This window comes from Pseudomonas panipatensis (genome assembly GCF_900099785.1).
Taxonomy (GTDB): Bacteria; Pseudomonadota; Gammaproteobacteria; order Pseudomonadales; family Pseudomonadaceae; genus Pseudomonas; species Pseudomonas panipatensis.
The window spans coordinates 164,586-181,564 of record NZ_FNDS01000003.1; the positions used below are offsets into that span (position 1 = coordinate 164,586).

The following is a 16,979-nucleotide window of genomic DNA, read 5'->3' on the forward strand; positions in this document are numbered from 1 at the left end:
TGTCGTTTCAGCGGCTCGCGGTGTCGAGGTAGAGGGTCAGCGTCTGCCCCGGCTTGAGGGCGTGAGCGCTGCGCGGATTCCAGCGCTTGATGTGCTGCATCTCGACATTGAAACGCTTGGCGATCAGGTACATGGAGTCGCCTTGCTTGACCTTGTAGTAGGTCACGGCGTCCTGTGAGGACTTGCCGCTTGCGCGCGCCGCCAATTGCTGTCCGCCCTGCAGCTTGAGTACCTGGCCAGGCTTGACGCCGTGGCTGTCGAGGCTGTTCCAGCGTTTCAGGTCGTCGACGCCTACGCCGGTGGTGTGGGCGATCTGCCAGAGATTGTCGCCATTCTTGACCTTGTAGCTGCGGCTGGCATTGCCGTTGGCGTTGCTGCTCGGGCGCTCGGCCTGGGCGACCTGGCGCGGGCTTTCCAGCGCCGGCGCGCGATTGCCCTGGCCCGGGATCATCAGGGTCTGGCCATTGCGCAGGCGGGCGGCGCCCAGGTGGTTGGCGTTCTTCAGTTCAGCGACGCTGATCTGGTAGTGCGCGGCGATGCTCTTCAGGCTGTCGCCCTTGCGCACGCGGTGTTCCTTCCAGGACATCATGTCCTGCGGCTTCAGCGCGGCGAGGCCGGCCTTGAGCTTGGCCACCTTGGCCTTGGGCACCAGGAGTTGCTGCGGGCCGTCCAGGGTGACGCGGCGGGTGAAGGCGGGGTTGAGCTGGTACAGCTCGTCTTCGTTCAGGTCGGCCAGGGCGGCGACGCGCGAGAGGTCGAGTCCCGGCTTGATCTTCACAGCCTTGAAGTAGGGTTCGTTGGCGATCGGGCTGAGGCTGATGCCGTAGGCCTGGGGCGACATCACCAGCTGCGAGAGGGCCAGCAGCTTGGGCACGTAGTCCTGGGTTTCCTGGGGCAGCGGCAGGTTCCAGTAATCGGTCGGCAGGCCGAGCTTCTGGTTGCGCTCGATGGCCCGGCTGACGGTGCCCTCGCCGGCGTTGTAGGCGGCCAGCGCGAGCAGCCAGTCGCCGTTGAACATGTCATGCAGGCGGCTGAGGTAGGTCAACGCGGCGTTGGTCGAGGCCTTGATGTCGCGGCGCCCGTCGTACCAACTGGTCTGGCGCAGGTTGAAGTGGCTGCCGGTGGCCGGCACGAACTGCCACAGGCCGACGGCCTGCGCGCGCGAGCTGGCGAAGGGGTTGTAGGCGCTCTCGATCACCGGCAGCAGGGCCAGTTCGAGGGGCATGTTGCGCTCGGCCAGGCGTTCCACCACATAGTGCATGTAGGGGCTGCCGCGCTCGGACGCTTGCTCGATGAAGGCCTGGTTGCTGACGAACCACAGACGCTGGCGCTCGATGCGCGGGTTGGTGTCGGTGACGTCCTGTTGCAGCTGGAAGCCGTGGCGCATGCGCTCCCAGATATCCGCCGAATTGTCGGAGAAGGCGGGGTTGAACTGCACGTCGACGGCGCGGTTGGCCGGCTTGTACGCGCTGTCCTGCGGCACCACGTGGCCACTGCTCTGGCAGCCGGCCAGGGCCCCTGCGCCCAGCAGAAGGGAGACTCGTATGGCACGAGCCAATGCGTCTAGATCGCTTGTCTTACTGGTCTTTGGCGGCATTGGCTGATGACTGTGTCCGAGGCAAAAATTTCCGGGATTCTAGGAACCGCATCGTGCTTGGTCAAGATTTCGCCAGCCCTCAGTATTTGTCCTTCCACTGGCGGATTGCCGCGAAAACCTCTTCCGGCCCTTGGTTTTTCTGGTGTTTCCACTCGTCGGCTGCCCTCCTGACAGAGGCTTCCGACGTGCGAATAAAGGGATTCGTCGCACGCTCCAGGGCGATGGATGAGGGGAGGCTGATCCGTCCCTGCTCGCGCCAACGGCTGACCTCCTCGAAGCGCGCCAGCAGGGCCGGGTTTTCCGGTTCCACCGCGCGGGCGAAGCGCAGGTTGCTCAGGGTGTACTCGTGGGTGCAGTAGACCTCGGTGCTGCCGGGCAGCGCGGCAAGGCGGCTCAGCGAGGTGTGCATCTGTGCCGGGGTGCCCTCGAACAGGCGCCCACAGCCACCGGCGAACAGCGTGTCGCCGCAGAACAGCAGCGGTCTGTTGGCATCGGCATGGTAGTAGGCGATGTGCCCCAGGGTATGGCCGGGGACGTGCAGCACATCGAAGTCCAGGCCAAGCACCTGGACGCGCTGAGCGTCCTCCAGGGCCAGGTCACGGCCGGGGATCGCCTCGCTGGCGGGGCCGAGCACGCGGGCACCGGTGGCGGCCTTGAGGCGCTCGACGCCGCCGACATGGTCATGGTGGTGGTGGGTAACCAGGATGTCGCTGAGGCGCCAGCCGCGGTGCGCGGCGAGCCAGGCCTCGACTGGCGCGGCGTCGCCCGGGTCGACCACCGCGCAACGCTGCTGCGTCATATCCTGCAACAGCCAGATGTAGTTGTCGGAAAAGGCGGGGAGAGCGTCGATCTGTATCATGGCTGGACGTCGCTAAGCGGGATGGGTTGGCGCATAGTAGTGCGAATGGTCTTTCCTGTGTGCGTCAGAGTCGGCCCCGTGGTCCTGCCGCGGGGCGTCAAGCTGTTGCAGGGGTGCAGATGATGGAACGACAAGCCTTCGCCCAGGCCGACGCCGACTGGCTGGAGCTGATCGCCGAAGCGCGCGACTGGCTGGCCGGGCCGGTGGGCGGCATGATGCTCGCCGAGGAGCAGCGCTTGCTCACCGATGAGCTGGCACGCTACTTCGGCGGCTATCTGGTGCATTACGGCCCGCATGCCGAATTGCCTTCGAGCACGGGCAATATCCAGCGTGGCGTGCGCCTTGGGCCGCCACTGCCGGGGGTGGAGATCGCCTGCGACGAATGCGCCTGGCCGCTGGGCGAGCATGCCGCTGACGTGGTGCTGCTGCAGCACGGGCTGGATTTCTGTCTGTCGCCGCACCGACTGTTGCGCGAGGCGGCGCGCAGCGTGCGGCCCGGGGGGCACTTGCTGGTGATCGGAGTGAATCCGCGCAGTGCCTGGGGCCTGCGGCACTACTTTGCCCGCGATGGTCTGCGCCGTGCGCGCTGCATCTCGCCAGGACGGGTCTGCGACTGGCTCAACCTGCTGGGCTTCGCGCTGGAGAAACGCCGCTTCGGGTGCTATCGTCCGCCGCTCGCTTCGGCGGCCTGGCAGGCACGGCTGGCGCGCATGGAGCGCTGGGGCAAGGGCCTCAAGGGCTCCGGCGCCGGCTTCTACCTGCTGGTGGCGCGCAAGCTGGTGGTCGGCCTGCGCCCGCTGCGCCAGGCCCGGCGCGAGGCACGCGGCCAACTGGTGCCGCTGCCGGTGGCCAAGGTCAGCCGACGCGATTCTGACGTGTAAAATCGCCCGCTGCGTGTCCGTGGGGCTGTTCCCCGCGTGAATGCTGGCGGCAGTCGTTGCCGTGGATCGGAGCGGGCCTGGACTGAAGGCGATATGAGCGAAGACAAGGTCGAGATCTATACCGATGGCGCCTGCAAGGGCAACCCGGGGCGTGGTGGCTGGGGCGCCGTGCTTTTCTACAAGGGCGCCGAGCGCGAACTCTGGGGCGGCGAGCTGGAGACCACCAACAACCGCATGGAGCTGACCGCGGCGATCCAGGCCCTGGCGGCGCTCAAGCGGCCCTGCGAGATTCGCCTGGTCACCGATTCCGAATACGTCATGAAGGGCATCAAAGAGTGGATGCCCAACTGGAAGAAGCGTGGCTGGAAGACCGCCGCCAAGCAGCCGGTGAAGAACGCCGACCTGTGGCAGGCGCTGGACGAGCAGGTCAACCGGCATAATGTCGAGTGGCAGTGGGTGCGCGGACACACCGGGCATCCCGGCAACGAGCGCGCCGACATGCTCGCCAACCGCGGCGTCGCCGAACTGCCGCGCTAGTGTTACCGGGCGCCCAGGGGGCGCCTTTTCCGTTCTCCGAATCCAAGGTCTTGAAGATGCGTAGCGTCGTACTGGATACCGAAACCACTGGCATGCCGGTCACCGATGGTCACCGGATCATCGAGATCGGCTGCGTCGAGCTGGAGGGCCGCCGCCTGACCGGCCGCCACTTCCATGTCTACCTGCAGCCTGACCGTGAAGTGGACGAAGGCGCCATCGCGGTTCACGGCATCACCAACGAATACCTGAAGGACAAGCCGCGCTTCCGCGAGATCGCCGATGACTTCTTCGAGTTCATCAACGGCGCTCAGCTGATCATCCATAACGCGGCGTTCGACGTCGGCTTCATCAATAACGAGTTCGCCCTGCTCGGCCAGCAGGAGCGCGCCGAGGTCAGTGACTACTGCTCGGTGCTCGACACCCTGATGATGGCTCGCGAGCGCCATCCGGGGCAGCGCAACAACCTCGACGCCCTGTGCAAGCGCTATGGCGTCGACAACTCCGGCCGTGATCTGCACGGCGCCTTGCTCGATGCCGAGATTCTTGCCGACGTCTACTTGGCGATGACCGGCGGCCAGACCAGCTTGTCGCTCGCCGGCCAGGGGGCCGAGGGTGATGGCAGCGGGCGGCCGCAAGCCAGTGCCATCCGGCGCTTGCCGGCGGGCCGCGCGCTGACCCGGGTGATCCGCGCCAGCGAGGCGGAACTGGCCGCCCATGCCGTGCGGCTGGCGGCGATCGAGAAGTCCGCCGGTGGCCCGGCGCTGTGGGCGCAACTGGAGGCGCCGGCGGCGACCGAGTGACGCCTGCCGCATCAGCCAAGGCCCCGCATGGGGCCTTTGTTTTTTCCGGGCTGGCCTGGCATGGGTGGCAAGCGGCGTTTTCTGCCGTGGATGCGACCTTTTATTACAGCCGTCAGCCGGTCGTATTCCCGCACGAACAGTGAGCCATTACTCTGGGTCGCATCGACGGAAAGCCTCCGTCAGCACTCGGGGCTCACAATGTACAAAGACCTAAAATTCCCCATCCTCATCGTTCACCGGGACATCAAGGCCGATACCGTCGCCGGTGACCGCGTGCGCGGCATCGCCCGCGAGCTGGAGCAGGACGGCTTCAGCATCCTGTCCACCGCCAGCGCCGCCGAGGGGCGCATCGTCGCCTCGACCCACCATGGTCTGGCGTGCATCCTGGTCGCCGCCGAGGGGGCGGGGGAGAACCAGCGCCTGTTGCAGGATGTGGTGGAGCTGATCCGCGTGGCGCGGGTGCGCGCGCCGCAGTTGCCGATCTTCGCCCTCGGCGAGCAGATGACCATCGAGAACGCGCCGGCCGAGTCCATGGCCGACCTGCACCAGTTGCGCGGCATCCTCTACCTCTTCGAAGACACCGTGCCCTTCCTCGCCCGCCAGGTCTCGCGCGCCGCGCGCAAGTATCTGGAAGGCCTGCTGCCGCCGTTCTTCCGTGCCCTGGTGGAGCACACCGCGCAGTCCAACTATTCCTGGCACACGCCCGGCCATGGCGGCGGCGTGGCTTACCGCAAGAGCCCGGTGGGGCAGGCGTTCCACCAGTTCTTCGGCGAGAACACGCTGCGTTCCGACCTGTCCGTGTCGGTGCCCGAGCTGGGCTCGCTGCTCGACCATACCGGGCCGCTGGCCGAGGCCGAAGCGCGCGCCGCGCGCAACTTCGGCGCCGACCATACGTTTTTCGTGATCAACGGCACCTCGACGGCGAACAAGATCGTCTGGCATTCGATGGTCTGTCGCGACGACCTGGTCCTGGTCGATCGCAACTGCCACAAGTCGGTACTGCACTCGATCATCATGACCGGCGCCATTCCGCTTTACCTGTGCCCGGAGCGCAACGAGCTGGGCATCATCGGGCCGATTCCGCTGTCCGAGTTCAGCCGCGAATCCATCGCCGCGAAGATCGCCGCCAGCCCGCTGGCCCGCGGCCGCGAACCCAAGGTGCGGCTGGCGGTGGTGACCAACTCCACCTATGACGGCCTGTGCTACAACGCCGAGCTGATCAAGCAGGCCTTGGGCGACAGCGTCGAAGTGCTGCACTTCGACGAGGCCTGGTACGCCTACGCGGCCTTCCATGACTTCTATGCCGGCCGTTACGGCATGGCCACCAGCCGCAGCGACAGCGGCCCGCTGGTGTTCACCACGCACTCCACGCACAAGATGCTCGCCGCCTTCAGCCAGGCGTCGATGATCCATGTGCAGGACGGCGGCGCCCGGCGTTTCGATCGCGCGCGCTTCAACGAAGCCTTCATGATGCACATCTCCACGTCGCCGCAGTACGGCATCATCGCCTCGCTGGACGTGGCCTCGGCGATGATGGAGGGACCGGCCGGGCGCTCGCTGATCCAGGAAACCTTCGATGAGGCCCTGAGCTTCCGCCGGGCGCTGGCCAACGTGCGGCAGAACCTGGCGGCCGGGGACTGGTGGTTCTGTGTCTGGCAGCCGCCAGGGGCCGAGGGCACCGATGAGGTGCGTACCCCCGACTGGCTGCTGGAGCCCGACGCCGATTGGCATGGCTTTGGCGACGTGGAAGCGGACTACGTGCTGCTCGATCCGATCAAGGTCACCCTGGCCACGCCCGGACTCAGCGCGGCCGGGCGCCTTGAAGAGCAGGGCATCCCGGCGGCGGTGGTCAGCCGCTTCCTCTGGGAACGCGGCCTGGTGGTGGAGAAGACTGGCCTGTATTCCTTCCTGGTGCTGTTCTCCATGGGCGTGACCAAGGGCAAGTGGAGCACCCTGGTGACCGAGCTGCTGGAGTTCAAGCGCAATTACGACGGCAACGCGCCCCTGGCCGAGGCCTTGCCCAGCGTGCTGCAGGCCGGTGTCGCGCGTTATGCCGGGATGGGCCTGCGCGATCTGTGCGACGAGCTGCACGGCTGTTACCGCGAGCACGCCACGGCCAAGGCCATGAAGCGCATGTACACGGTGCTGCCGGAGGTCGCGCTGCGTCCGGCGGATGCCTACGTCAAGCTGGTCCGCGGCGAGGTCGAGGCGGTGCCCATCGAGCAGCTCGAAGGGCGCATCGCGGCGGTGATGCTGGTGCCGTATCCGCCGGGCATTCCGCTGATCATGCCGGGCGAGCGTTTCACCGAGACGACCCGCTCGATCGTCGACTACCTGCTGTTCGCCCAGGCCTTCGAGCGCCGCTTCCCCGGCTTCGACTCCGATGTGCATGGCCTGCAATCGCAGGACGGCGAGGGCGGCCGCTGCTATACAGTGGAGTGCATCGTGGAAAACGCCGACGGCTGAGGCCGGCGGCATTCGCAACGCGGGCCACTGCGTGAGCGCCGGCAGCGTCTAAGGAGTTGGGATGAGCGAGGGCGGCCCTGCCAAGCAAGGCAGCATGGGGTTCTGGAGCTGTACGGCGCTGGTGATCGGCAACATGGTCGGTTCCGGGGTCTTCCTGCTGCCCTCCAGTCTGGCCGCCTATGGCGGCCTCAGCCTGCTCGGCTGGCTGGTATCGACCACCGGGGCGGTGCTGTTGGCCTTCACCTTCGCCCGCCTGGCGCGCTTCAACCCGGGCGCCGGCGGCCCCTATGCCTATACCCGCGACGGCTTCGGCAGCTTCGCCGGATACCTGTGCGCCTGGACCTACTGGAAGGCCGCCTGGATCGGCAACGCCGCCATCGCCGTGACCCTGGTTGGCTACCTGCGGGTGTTCATTCCGGCGCTGGCCGACCCGGTGCTGATGGTGGTCGCGGCGATCGCCTTCATCTGGTTCTGTACCTTCGTCAACCTGCGGGGCATCGCCGCTTTCGCCGTGATGCAGAACCTGCTGACCGCGCTCAAGCTGATCCCCTTGCTGCTGGTCGGGGTGCTCGGCTGGTTCCATTTCCATCCTGAATACCTGGCGATTCCCGCCCGAGAACAACTGCCCAACATGGGTTATGCCAAGGCCATCGCCACCACCGCGGCGTTGACCCTGTGGTCGTTCATCGGCCTGGAGTCGGCCACGGTGCCGGCGGACGATGTCCGCGATCCCAAGCGCACCATCCCGCGCGCCACCTTGTTCGGCACCTTGGCCGCGGCGTCGGTGTACATCCTCTCGATCACCGCGGTGCAGGGCCTGATGCCGCCGGAGGTACTGGCCAAGTCCTCCTCGCCCTTCGCCGATGCCGCGCGCATCCTGCTCGGTGACTGGGGCTACTACCTGGTGGCGGCCGGTGCGGTGATCGCCTGCCTGGGCGCGCTCAACGGCTGGGTCTTGTTGCAGGGGCAGATTCCCGTGGCGCCGGCGCGCGACGGGCTGTTCCCGGCCTCGCTCGGCAAGCTGAACAGGCACGGCGCGCCGGCCAACGGTCTGTGGGCCTCGGGCCTGTTGGTCACGGCGCTGGTGTTGATCGATGGCCAGGGCGACCTGGTGGAGGTGTTCAACGTCATCATTCTCCTCGGCACCATGACCGGTGTGGTGCCCTATGCCTTCTGCACCGCGGCGCTGCTGCAACTGCTGGCGGTGCAGCCGGAGCAGTTCTCGCCGCGCTCCCGTCCGCGCCTGGTGGCGGTCGGCAGCCTCGGCTTCCTCTATTCGCTCTGGGCCCTCTATGGCACCGGCGAGCAGGCGATTTTCTGGGGCTTCCTGGTCTTCATGGCCGGCATTCCCATCTACACCTGGCGGCAGTGGCACAACCGCCGGCTTGGCTTGCCGGCGCCGACGGCGCAATAGCCGGCGCGGCTCTACGCCGCGGCTGGCGTATGTCCCGGGGGCGTGGCCTGCGTCACATAGCCTGGCATCGACTTTTGTCCTTGCCTTGTTATAGTGGCGCGTCATCACTATAAGAACTGCCGCGCAGAGCAGAGCAGGGCATCTCCGAGGATCACCTCCGTGACCGAGTACAACGCATTCCGTGTCGAACTGGCCGACAAGGTCGCCCACGTCATCATCAACCGTCCCGACAAAGTCAACGCAATGAACGCCGATTTCTGGCGTGAGATCGTCGACATCTTCCGCTGGGCCGACGAGACCGACGAGGTCCGCGTGGTGGTCATCTCCGGCGCCGGCAAGCATTTTTCCGCCGGCATCGACCTGATGCTGCTGGCCCAGGCCGGCAGTCAGTTGGGCAAGGACGTGGGCCGCAACGCCCGCGCGCTGCGCAAGAAAATCCTCGAGTTGCAAGCCTCGTTCAATGCCATCGATGAATGCAGCAAGCCGGTCATCGCGGCCATCCAGGGCTACTGCCTGGGCGGCGCCATCGACCTGATCTCGGCCTGCGACATGCGCTACTGCAGCGCCGACGCGCAGTTCTCCATCAAGGAAATTGACATGGGCATGGCGGCCGACGTCGGCACCCTGCAGCGTCTGCCACGTCTGATCGGCGACGGCATGATGCGCGAACTGGCCTACACCGGGCGCATGCTCGGCGCCGACGAGGCTGCGCGTATCGGCCTGGTCAACCGCAGTTTCGCCGATCAGTCGGCACTGCTCGACGGCGTTTTCGAGCTGGCCCGGCAGATCGCCGCGAAATCGCCGATCGCCATTCGCGGCACCAAGGAAATGATCCGCTATGCCCGCGATCACCGCGTGGAGGATGGCCTGGAATACATCGCCACCTGGAACGCCGCCATGTTGCAATCCGCCGATCTGCAACTGGCCATGGCCGCGCACATGAGCAAGAAACAGCCCGAGTTCGCCGACTGATGCTCTTCCTATTTACTGCGCAGGAGGCGCAATAGGCCGATGGTCACTGGAGCCACGTCCCTCAGTCTGGTGCGCGACGAACTGTTCGCCACCATGGAACAGGCCGAGCAGAACCTCGAGCATTTCATTGCCGAGCGGCAGAACGGCAACTTGCTGCAGCAGGCGGTCGAGTGCCTGGCGCAGATCCGCGGCACGCTCAACCTGATCGAGTTGGTCGGTGCGGAGCTGCTGGCCCAGGAAGCGCTGCAACTGGCCACCGACATTCCCACCGGCGTCAGCGAGGAGCGCGACGGCCAGCTCGCCGCGCTGGGCAATGCCCTCTATGTGCTGCGCCGCTACCTGGAAAACCTGGAAGCCAACCGCCAGGAAATTCCCGAATTGTTGCTGCCGGCGATCAACGATGTGCGCCTGGCCGGGGGGCAGCCGGCCTTGCCGGAAAGCTTCTTCTTCAGCGCGCGCCTCGATCTGCCGCGCCCGGCGGCGCAGCGGCCAGTGCCCGCGGTGGCTGACCTCAAGCAGGAAATCCGTCGCCTGCGGCACATGTACCAGGTCGGCCTGCTCGGGCTGTTCCGCGAGCAAAGCCTGTATGCGGGGCTGAAGCTCATGGGCCGGGCCCTGGCGCGCCTGGATGCGCTCTTCGGCTACACGCCGCGCACCCGCCTGTGCTGGGTCGGGGCAGGGGCCCTGGAGGCGCTGGTGGACGCGCAGATGCTGCCGCGCAAGACGCGCAAGCAGCTGTTCTCGCGGATCGACCGGGAACTCAAGCAGATGCTGGCCAACGAGCGCTACGAGGCGCCGCGCCAGTTGCTCAAGGAATTGCTCTACTTCACCGCCCTGGCCGACAGCAAGGGCCCACGTGCCACCGAGCTGCGCGAGGTCTTCGGCCTGGCGCCGCTGCCTTTCACCGATCACCTGCTGGAGGACGAATCGCAACGCCTGTCCGGCCCCGGCCAATCGGTGATGCGCTCGCTGTCGGCGGCGATCCAGGAGGAGCTGACCGCGGTCAAGGATCAACTCGACCTGATCGAGCGCGGCGTGTCGCAGAGCGATGCGCTGGGCACCCTGCACAGTCAGTTGGGCAAGCTGGGCAAGACCCTCGGCATGGTCGGCCTGAATTCCGCCGCCACTGCCTTGCAGGCACAGGTCGCGATCGTTTCCGGCTGGGCCGCCAGAGGCGCGGTGGAGTCGTCGGCGGCGCTGAACACCCTGGCCGATGCGCTGCTCTACGTGGAGAGCATGGTCGCCAGTCTGCAGCGTGGCGAGCGCCCGGCGCTGGTTGCGCCGAGCGATGCCGCCAACGATGCGAGCGAGGCCAACTCCTTCGCCGCGCACCAGCTCGCCGAGGCGCGCATCGTGGTGATCGACGAGTCGCGCGGCGGCCTGGCATTGGCCAAGCGGGCGATCACCGCCTACCTGGAGTCCAATGGCGACAAGTTGCACCTGGCCAACATTCCTTCCACCCTGCAGGCAGTTCGCGGCGGTCTGTGGTTCCTCGGCCAGGAGCGCGCGGCGGCCCTGGTCGGCGCCTGCGCGGACTATATTCAGTTGCAGATGATCGAAACCCCGCAGATGCCTTCCGAGCAGATGCTGGAGACCCTGGCCGATGCGCTCACCGGCCTTGAATACTACCTGGAGGGTGGTGCCGTGCTGCGTCCCGAAGGTCAGCCCGATGTGCTCGATGTGGCCAGCCGGAGCGTGCGCGCCCTGGGGCTTGAGGTGGCCGCCTGATGCGTAGCGGACGCTGGGAATCCGCCTTTCTCGACCCGGCGGCGCCGGGCGGTTGGGCCGTGGCGCACTGCAAGCAGCAGTTCCTTGGCGATAGCAATGGCGTGCTGTTCCCGCGCGACTGGTTGAAGCGCCAGGACCTGCGGGTGCTCTCCGAGCATGGCATCGGCCACTTCGCCGGCGATGCCGTCTACCTGCTCGAAGTCGACACGCCGGATGCGCTGGACGGCTGCAATTGGATCGGTCTGCGGCACTTCATGCTGCAGGCCGAAGAAGACCTGTTCGCCATGCTCGGCTTCGCCAGTCAGATCGGCACCTGGGCGCGCGAAAACCGTTTCTGCGGCAGTTGCGGCGCGCCCATGCAGCGCATGCCGCGTGATCGCGCGATGCGTTGCGAGCCCTGCGATATCCAGCGTTATCCGTTGCTGTCGCCGAGCATGATCGTGCTGGTCAGTCGTGGCGACGAGCTGCTGTTGGCGCGCTCGCCGCGCTTCGTGCCGGGCATGTACAGCACCCTGGCCGGGTTCGTCGAACCCGGCGAGTCGGTGGAGCATTGCGTGGCGCGCGAGGTGCGTGAAGAGGTGGGGCTGGAAATCGGCAACATCCGTTACCTGGGCAGCCAGTCCTGGCCCTTCCCGCATTCGCTGATGCTGGGCTTCCACGCCGAGTACGTCAGTGGCGAGATCGTTCCGCAGCCGGATGAGATCGAGGATGCCCGCTGGTTCCCGGTGGATGCGCTGCCGCGCTTGCCGGCCGAGCGTTCCATTGCCCGCTACCTGATCGAATGCTTCCTCGCGCGCCGTGCCGGCCGTCCTGATCCGCTCCTGTCGGGCGGCGGACAAGGCAGCGCCTGAGGCGGCGGCTCAGGCCGCGCCGAACCAGTGCTGCCAGACCAGGCGCGTGGTCAGCGCCAGCACCACCAGGATGAACACCGGGCGAATGAACTTGGCGCCGCCGCCGATGGCGGTGCGCGCGCCCAGGTAGGCGCCGACCATCAGCGCGCTGCCCATGCACAGCCCCATCAGCCAGATCACCTGGCCGGACGCGATGAACACCGCCAGCGCCATGAAGTTGCTGACGAAGTTCATGGTCCGTGCCACGCCGCTGGCGCGTACCAGGTCCAGCGGGTACATCAGCAGGCTGCTGACGGTCCAGAAGGCGCCGGTGCCGGGGCCGGCCACGCCGTCGTAGAAACCCAGGCCCAGGCCCTGCGGCCACTGGCGTAGCTGGCCGACCCTGGCGTCGGCGTCCAGCGGTGCCTTGGGCGTGCCGCCGAACAGCATGTAGAGTCCGCAGGAGAACACCACGACCGGGAGCATCTTGTTCAGCCACTCCGCTGGCAGCAAGTGCGCGGCCCAGGCGCCGATGGCCGCGCCTATGGCCGTGGCGATCAGGGCGTTGCGCCATTTTTTCGGGTGGAACAGCTTGCGCTTGTAGAAGGTGTAACTGGCGGTCGCGGAGCCGAAGGTCGAACTCAGTTTATTGGTGCCCAGGGCCAGGTGTGGCGGTACGCCGGCGGTGAGTAGCGCGGGGATGGTGAGCAGTCCACCGCCGCCGGCGATGGCGTCGATGAAGCCGGCGAGGAAGGCCACGGCGGCGAGAATCGACAGGGTGAGCGGGTCTGCGGCGAGTTCGAAAGGCATGGAAAGTACGACCTGGTTTCAAGGCTGCGACGGTGCGACTGGCCGTGCAGTCGAGGGCTGCGCATAATGCCGGCAATTTTACCCGGAAGGAAATCATTCCATGCAGTATGACGGCCTCGCCTGGGCGTTCATGTTGGTCGCCCTGCTGGCGCTGCTGATCGCCGCGCGCGTCCTCTACGATCGCCACTGGTTCCTCGGCTGGCTGCGTGGCTGCGTGGGCCTGGCGTTCGTCGCCGTGGCGCTGCTGATAGCGCTGGCGGCCTGGGACCTGCGCAGCTACGACGCGCTACCGGCCGAGCGCCCGCTGGCCAGCCTGAGCTTCCACCAGTTGGCACCGCAGCACTTTGAAGTGAAGGTGCTGGAGGGCGATCGGGAGCGCACCTACGACCTGGCCGGCGACCTCTGGCAACTGGACGCGCGGATCATCCAGTGGAAAGGCCTGGCGGCCCTCATCGGGCTGGCGCCCGGGTATCGGCTGCAGAGCCTCGGCGGTCGTTTCCTGGCCATCGAGCAGGAGAGCCAGGCGCGCCGCCTGGAACTGGCCGACAGCCCATTCGGCATCGATGTCTGGCGCTGGTTGCGCGACGGCCAGCACGATCTGCTGATGTTCAAGCCGCTGGCCGGGCGGGTGACCTTCCTGCCGATGGCTGACCAGGCGGTGTTCGCCGTGCGCTTCGGGCCCACCGGGCTGAGCGCGGAGCCGGTCAACCAGGCAGCGATCCAGGCGTTGAAGGACTGGCGCTGAGGCGCCAGCCAACGAAAAAGGGAGCCCACCGGGCTCCCTTTTTCATCGGGCGTGCGACGCGATCAGGCGAGGAAGCCGCCGTCCACGTTCAGCGCCACGCCAGTGGTGTAGCTGGAGGCGTTGCTGGCGAGGTAGAGCACGGCGCCGGCCATTTCGCTCGGCTCGGCGACGCGCTTGAGCGGAATGCGCTGCAGGGCGGTGTTGAGGATCGAGTCGTTCTTCACCAGCGCCGAGGCGAACTTGGTGTCGGTCAGGCCCGGTAGCAGGGCGTTGCAGCGGATGCCGAACTGCGCGCATTCCTTGGCGAAGACCTTGGTCATGCTGATCACCGCGGCCTTGGTCACCGAGTAGATGCCCTGGAACTCGCCGGGAGTGACGCCGTTGATCGAGGCCACGTTGATGATGCTGCCGCCGCCGTTCTGCTTCATCAGCTTGCCGCCTTCGATGGACATGAAGTAGTAGCCGCGGATGTTCACGTCGACGGTCTTCTGGAAGGCGCTCAGGTCGGTGTCCAGCACATTGCAGAACTGCGGGTTGGTGGCGGCGTTGTTGACCAGGATGTCCAGACGGCCGAACTGTTCGCGGATCTGTGCGAAGACGCCCTGGATCTGTTCCATCTCGCCGATGTGGCAGGCGATGGCGGTGGCCTTGCCACCCTCGGCGATGATGGCGTCGGCCACGGCCTGGCAGCCGTCGATCTTGCGGCTCGAGACGATCACGTGGGCACCCTGCTGGGCCAGCAGTTTGGCGATGGCTTCACCGATGCCGCGGCTGGCGCCGGAGACGAAGGCGATCTTGCCGTCGAGGTCGAACAGGTTGGTCTTGGACATGGGGTTCCCCTTGTTGTGATCGGTGTTACAGCGTGGACTTGGCGATGACCTGCAGGCTCACCTGCTCCAGCAGCTTGTTCATGTGAATGAACTGCCCGAAGCGCTTGTCCTGGGTCTGGCCGTGGTAGAAGCGGTAGTAGATCTGCTGGATGATGCCGGCCAGGCGGAACAGGCCGTAGGTGTAGTAGAAGTCGAAGTTGCCGATCTCGATACCGGCGCGTTCGGCGTAGTAGTCCACGAACTCCGCGCGCGTCAGCATGCCCGGCAGGTGGCTCGGCTGGCGCCGCATCATTTGCAGCGGCGCCGGATCGTCGGCCTGGATCCAGTAGGCGAGGGTATTGCCCAGGTCCATCAGCGGGTCGCCGATGGTGGTCAGTTCCCAGTCCAGCACGCCGATGATCTGCAGTGGGTTCTGCGGGTCGAGGATGACGTTGTCGAAGCGGTAGTCGTTATGCACGATGCCCGGCTTGTGGTGGTCGGCCGGCATCTTCTCGCGCAGCCAGGCCTTGATCGGCTCCCAGGTCGGCGCGTCGGGGGTCAGGGCCTTCTCGTAGCGGTCGCTCCAGCCACTGATCTGGCGCTGCACATAGCCTTCCGGCTTGCCCAGGTCGCCCAGGCCGCAGGCGTTGTAGTCGACGTTGTGCAGCTCGACGAACTTGTCCACGAAGCTCTTGCACAGTTGGCGGGTCTGCTGCTCGTCGAGTGTCAGATCCGCCGGCAGGTCGGCGCGCAGGATGATGCCTTTGACCCGTTCCATGACGTAGAACTCGGCGCCGATCACCGACTCGTCGGTGCAATACAGGTAGGCCTTCGGGCAGTAGGGGAAACCGGCGTTGAGATGGTTGAGGATGCGGAATTCGCGGCCCATGTCGTGCGCCGACTTGGCCTTGCGGCCGAATGGCGGGCGGCGCAGCACCAGCTCATGGCTGGGATATTCCAGCAGGTAGGTCAGGTTGGAGGCGCCACCGGGGAACTGGCTGATCCGTGGCGTACCTTCCAGGCCGGGAATGTGGGCCTTCAGGTAGGGATCGATGGCGGCGGCGTCGAGTTCTTCGCCTTGGCGGATGCGGGTGGACTGGTCAGTCAGCGACATGCTTATCCCTTCTTGTAATCGGAGCTGCCGAAGCAGCGGCGCTCGGACCATCATGCAGGCCTATGATGGCCGTCCGAGATAATTGGCTAATCTAATGCTCGCTTCCTGCCCTCACAAGCGCGCGAGGGCTGTTATAGGCGAGCGTGTTGGCCTCCGATCAAACTGCCTGATCCGCCCTGCGGCGGGCTTCTCGGGCGAAAAAAAACCGGAGCCGCGGGACTCCGGTTCTGTCTGCCGGGGGCAGCGTTCTCGGCTTAGACCGGGAACAGTTCGCCCAGCTTCATGGCCAGCATCATGTCGCCTTCGGCGCGCAGCTTGCCGGCCATGAAGGCCTGCATGCCGTCGGTCTCGCCGCTGGTGATGCCCTTCAGGGTCTCGCTGTCCATGATCAGGGTGACGTTGGGGTTCGGTGCGTCGCCTTGCACGACTTCGCAGGTGCCGTCCTTGACGACCAGGTAGTGGTTGTCGCCATCCTCGATGTTGAACTGGAACACCAGGTCCAGGCCGGCGGCGGCGCCGGCGTTGAACTTGCTCTTCATGGTGGAGACGATGTCAGCAACGGTGGTCATGGGTTCTATCCTTTTCTAGGTTTTTTCGCGCGCCCCGCCGGGGGCGCAGTGGGCCGGACTCATCGATAGGTGATGAGTTCCGGCGCCCTCAACAGTTCCAGGTGCACGTGACTGTTGAAGGAAGCCAGGGACACTTCGTCGCCGCGGAACTTCAGGCGGCTCAACGAGGTGTTGACGATCTGCCAGTTGAGCTCGAAGGCCTTGATCGGCGGCATGCCGACGAGCTGTTGGACCAGCGCGGTAATGGTGCCGCCGGAGGTGAACACGGCGATATGCTCGCGGCCGCTGGCCTGTTGCAGCAGGCGTTGCAGGCCGGCGTGCGCGGTGTCGAGGAACTCCTGCCAACTGACCAGGCCATCCTTGTGATGCTCGCCGGATACCCAGCGCGAGATCACCATGGAGAACAGGCGCTGGAACTCCGCGCGGTGTTCGCTGGCGTTGCGCATGATGTGCAGCGCATGCGGTTCCTCGTGGAGCAGGTCGGGCAGGTGTGCGCGGATCACCGCTTCGGCTTCGAATTCGTTGAATGCCGGATCGACTTCCAGCGGCGGCACTTCGAGGCCGGCCGCCTGCATTCTGCCCAGCGCCGCTTGCGCGGTATGGCGCTGGCGCCGGAGGTCGCCGCTGAGGCAGCGATCCAGGCGCAGGCCGAGACTGGCCAGGTGCTCGCCGAGGATTTCGGCCTGGCGCACGCCGGTCGGCGAGAGCACGTCGTAATCGTCGGCGCCGAAGGAAGCCTGGCCATGTCGAATCAGATAGATGCTGCCCACGCACGAACCTCGGCAGGGGTGAAAGTTCCGCGAGGTTATGAGGATCACCTGGGGCTGTCAACGAAAAAACATACGCTT

At 66.2% G+C, this 16,979-nt stretch carries 16 protein-coding genes; 9 read left to right on the plus strand and 7 right to left on the minus strand.

The features are described from left to right. Nucleotides 1-7: 7 nt before the first annotated feature. Both BLQ74_RS08635 and gloB read right to left on the minus strand, forming a co-directional pair. Complete coding sequence (locus tag BLQ74_RS08635) at nucleotides 8-1,597, minus strand: LysM peptidoglycan-binding domain-containing protein (RefSeq protein WP_090262147.1); 1,590 nt, start codon at nucleotides 1,595-1,597, stop codon at nucleotides 8-10. 79 nt (nucleotides 1,598-1,676) lie between these two features. After that, nucleotides 1,677-2,456 carry a hydroxyacylglutathione hydrolase gene (gene gloB / locus BLQ74_RS08640; RefSeq protein WP_090262148.1) on the minus strand — a complete coding sequence of 260 codons (780 nt, stop codon included), beginning with the start codon at nucleotides 2,454-2,456 and terminating at the stop codon, nucleotides 1,677-1,679. A 119-nt stretch (nucleotides 2,457-2,575) separates the two neighbouring features. On the opposite strand from gloB, the gene BLQ74_RS08645 reads away from it, so the two are divergent. From BLQ74_RS08645 to nudC, 8 genes are all read left to right on the plus strand, one after another. Continuing rightward, nucleotides 2,576-3,337, plus strand: a complete 762-nt coding sequence (locus BLQ74_RS08645) for a class I SAM-dependent methyltransferase (RefSeq protein WP_090262149.1) — start codon at nucleotides 2,576-2,578, stop codon at nucleotides 3,335-3,337. A 93-nt stretch (nucleotides 3,338-3,430) separates the two neighbouring features. Continuing rightward, nucleotides 3,431-3,874, plus strand: a complete 444-nt coding sequence (rnhA, locus tag BLQ74_RS08650) for a ribonuclease HI (protein WP_090262150.1) — start codon at nucleotides 3,431-3,433, stop codon at nucleotides 3,872-3,874. 56 nt (nucleotides 3,875-3,930) lie between these two features. Beyond that, nucleotides 3,931-4,674, plus strand: a complete 744-nt coding sequence (gene dnaQ, locus BLQ74_RS08655) for a DNA polymerase III subunit epsilon (protein ID WP_090262427.1) — start codon at nucleotides 3,931-3,933, stop codon at nucleotides 4,672-4,674. A 198-nt stretch (nucleotides 4,675-4,872) separates the two neighbouring features. Beyond that, nucleotides 4,873-7,140, plus strand: a complete 2,268-nt coding sequence (locus BLQ74_RS08660; RefSeq protein WP_090262151.1) for an Orn/Lys/Arg family decarboxylase — start codon at nucleotides 4,873-4,875, stop codon at nucleotides 7,138-7,140. Between the two features lie 61 nt (nucleotides 7,141-7,201). Next, nucleotides 7,202-8,554: an amino acid permease gene (locus tag BLQ74_RS08665; protein WP_090262152.1), complete on the plus strand. Its 1,353-nt coding sequence runs from the start codon at nucleotides 7,202-7,204 to the stop codon at nucleotides 8,552-8,554. 159 nt (nucleotides 8,555-8,713) lie between these two features. Then, complete coding sequence (locus tag BLQ74_RS08670; RefSeq protein WP_090262153.1) at nucleotides 8,714-9,526, plus strand: crotonase/enoyl-CoA hydratase family protein; 813 nt, start codon at nucleotides 8,714-8,716, stop codon at nucleotides 9,524-9,526. A gap of 39 nt (nucleotides 9,527-9,565) precedes the next feature. Next, a complete protein-coding gene (locus tag BLQ74_RS08675; RefSeq protein ID WP_090262154.1) occupies nucleotides 9,566-11,254 on the plus strand; it encodes a FimL-related protein in 1,689 nt (562 codons plus the stop codon). Continuing rightward, entirely contained in the window at nucleotides 11,254-12,105 is an 852-nt protein-coding gene (gene nudC / locus BLQ74_RS08680; protein WP_090262155.1) for an NAD(+) diphosphatase, read from the plus strand. Before BLQ74_RS08675 ends, nudC begins: the two co-directional genes overlap by 1 nt. Nucleotides 12,106-12,114: 9 nt before the next feature. Here nudC and BLQ74_RS08685 read toward each other — a convergent pair whose 3' ends face one another. Further along, a complete protein-coding gene (locus tag BLQ74_RS08685) occupies nucleotides 12,115-12,894 on the minus strand; it encodes a TSUP family transporter (RefSeq protein WP_090262156.1) in 780 nt (259 codons plus the stop codon). Between the two features lie 100 nt (nucleotides 12,895-12,994). Between BLQ74_RS08685 and BLQ74_RS08690 the strand changes: the two genes are divergently transcribed. Beyond that, nucleotides 12,995-13,639: a hypothetical protein gene (locus BLQ74_RS08690; RefSeq protein WP_090262157.1), complete on the plus strand. Its 645-nt coding sequence runs from the start codon at nucleotides 12,995-12,997 to the stop codon at nucleotides 13,637-13,639. Between the two features lie 62 nt (nucleotides 13,640-13,701). On the opposite strand, the gene BLQ74_RS08695 is transcribed toward BLQ74_RS08690, so the two are convergent. The 4 genes from BLQ74_RS08695 to BLQ74_RS08710 all read right to left on the minus strand — a co-directional run bounded on the left by BLQ74_RS08695 (nucleotide 13,702) and on the right by BLQ74_RS08710 (nucleotide 16,901). Beyond that, nucleotides 13,702-14,469, minus strand: a complete 768-nt coding sequence (locus BLQ74_RS08695; protein ID WP_090262158.1) for an SDR family oxidoreductase — start codon at nucleotides 14,467-14,469, stop codon at nucleotides 13,702-13,704. Nucleotides 14,470-14,494: 25 nt separating this feature from the next. Further along, complete coding sequence (locus BLQ74_RS08700; RefSeq protein WP_090262159.1) at nucleotides 14,495-15,562, minus strand: phosphotransferase family protein; 1,068 nt, start codon at nucleotides 15,560-15,562, stop codon at nucleotides 14,495-14,497. 254 nt (nucleotides 15,563-15,816) lie between these two features. After that, the gene (locus BLQ74_RS08705; protein WP_090262160.1) at nucleotides 15,817-16,131 is read right to left on the minus strand and encodes an SCP2 sterol-binding domain-containing protein; all 315 of its coding nucleotides are present in this window, start codon (nucleotides 16,129-16,131) and stop codon (nucleotides 15,817-15,819) included. A gap of 59 nt (nucleotides 16,132-16,190) precedes the next feature. Next, nucleotides 16,191-16,901, minus strand: a complete 711-nt coding sequence (locus BLQ74_RS08710; protein WP_090262161.1) for a histidine phosphatase family protein — start codon at nucleotides 16,899-16,901, stop codon at nucleotides 16,191-16,193. Nucleotides 16,902-16,979 lie beyond the last annotated feature (78 nt).

What these genes read in the sequence shown, in the direction of transcription:
- BLQ74_RS08635 (WP_090262147.1), bottom strand. Translation starts at nt 1,597, where the DNA reads ATGCCGCCAAAGACCAGTAAGACAAGCGATCTAGACGCATTGGCTCGT.
- gloB (WP_090262148.1), bottom strand. Translation starts at nt 2,456, where the DNA reads ATGATACAGATCGACGCTCTCCCCGCCTTTTCCGACAACTACATCTGG.
- BLQ74_RS08645 (WP_090262149.1), top strand. Translation starts at nt 2,576, where the DNA reads ATGATGGAACGACAAGCCTTCGCCCAGGCCGACGCCGACTGGCTGGAG.
- rnhA (WP_090262150.1), top strand. Translation starts at nt 3,431, where the DNA reads ATGAGCGAAGACAAGGTCGAGATCTATACCGATGGCGCCTGCAAGGGC.
- dnaQ (WP_090262427.1), top strand. Translation starts at nt 3,931, where the DNA reads ATGCGTAGCGTCGTACTGGATACCGAAACCACTGGCATGCCGGTCACC.
- BLQ74_RS08660 (WP_090262151.1), top strand. Translation starts at nt 4,873, where the DNA reads ATGTACAAAGACCTAAAATTCCCCATCCTCATCGTTCACCGGGACATC.
- BLQ74_RS08665 (WP_090262152.1), top strand. Translation starts at nt 7,202, where the DNA reads ATGAGCGAGGGCGGCCCTGCCAAGCAAGGCAGCATGGGGTTCTGGAGC.
- BLQ74_RS08675 (WP_090262154.1), top strand. Translation starts at nt 9,566, where the DNA reads ATGGTCACTGGAGCCACGTCCCTCAGTCTGGTGCGCGACGAACTGTTC.
- nudC (WP_090262155.1), top strand. Translation starts at nt 11,254, where the DNA reads ATGCGTAGCGGACGCTGGGAATCCGCCTTTCTCGACCCGGCGGCGCCG.
- BLQ74_RS08685 (WP_090262156.1), bottom strand. Translation starts at nt 12,894, where the DNA reads ATGCCTTTCGAACTCGCCGCAGACCCGCTCACCCTGTCGATTCTCGCC.
- BLQ74_RS08690 (WP_090262157.1), top strand. Translation starts at nt 12,995, where the DNA reads ATGCAGTATGACGGCCTCGCCTGGGCGTTCATGTTGGTCGCCCTGCTG.
- BLQ74_RS08695 (WP_090262158.1), bottom strand. Translation starts at nt 14,469, where the DNA reads ATGTCCAAGACCAACCTGTTCGACCTCGACGGCAAGATCGCCTTCGTC.
- BLQ74_RS08700 (WP_090262159.1), bottom strand. Translation starts at nt 15,562, where the DNA reads ATGTCGCTGACTGACCAGTCCACCCGCATCCGCCAAGGCGAAGAACTC.
- BLQ74_RS08705 (WP_090262160.1), bottom strand. Translation starts at nt 16,131, where the DNA reads ATGACCACCGTTGCTGACATCGTCTCCACCATGAAGAGCAAGTTCAAC.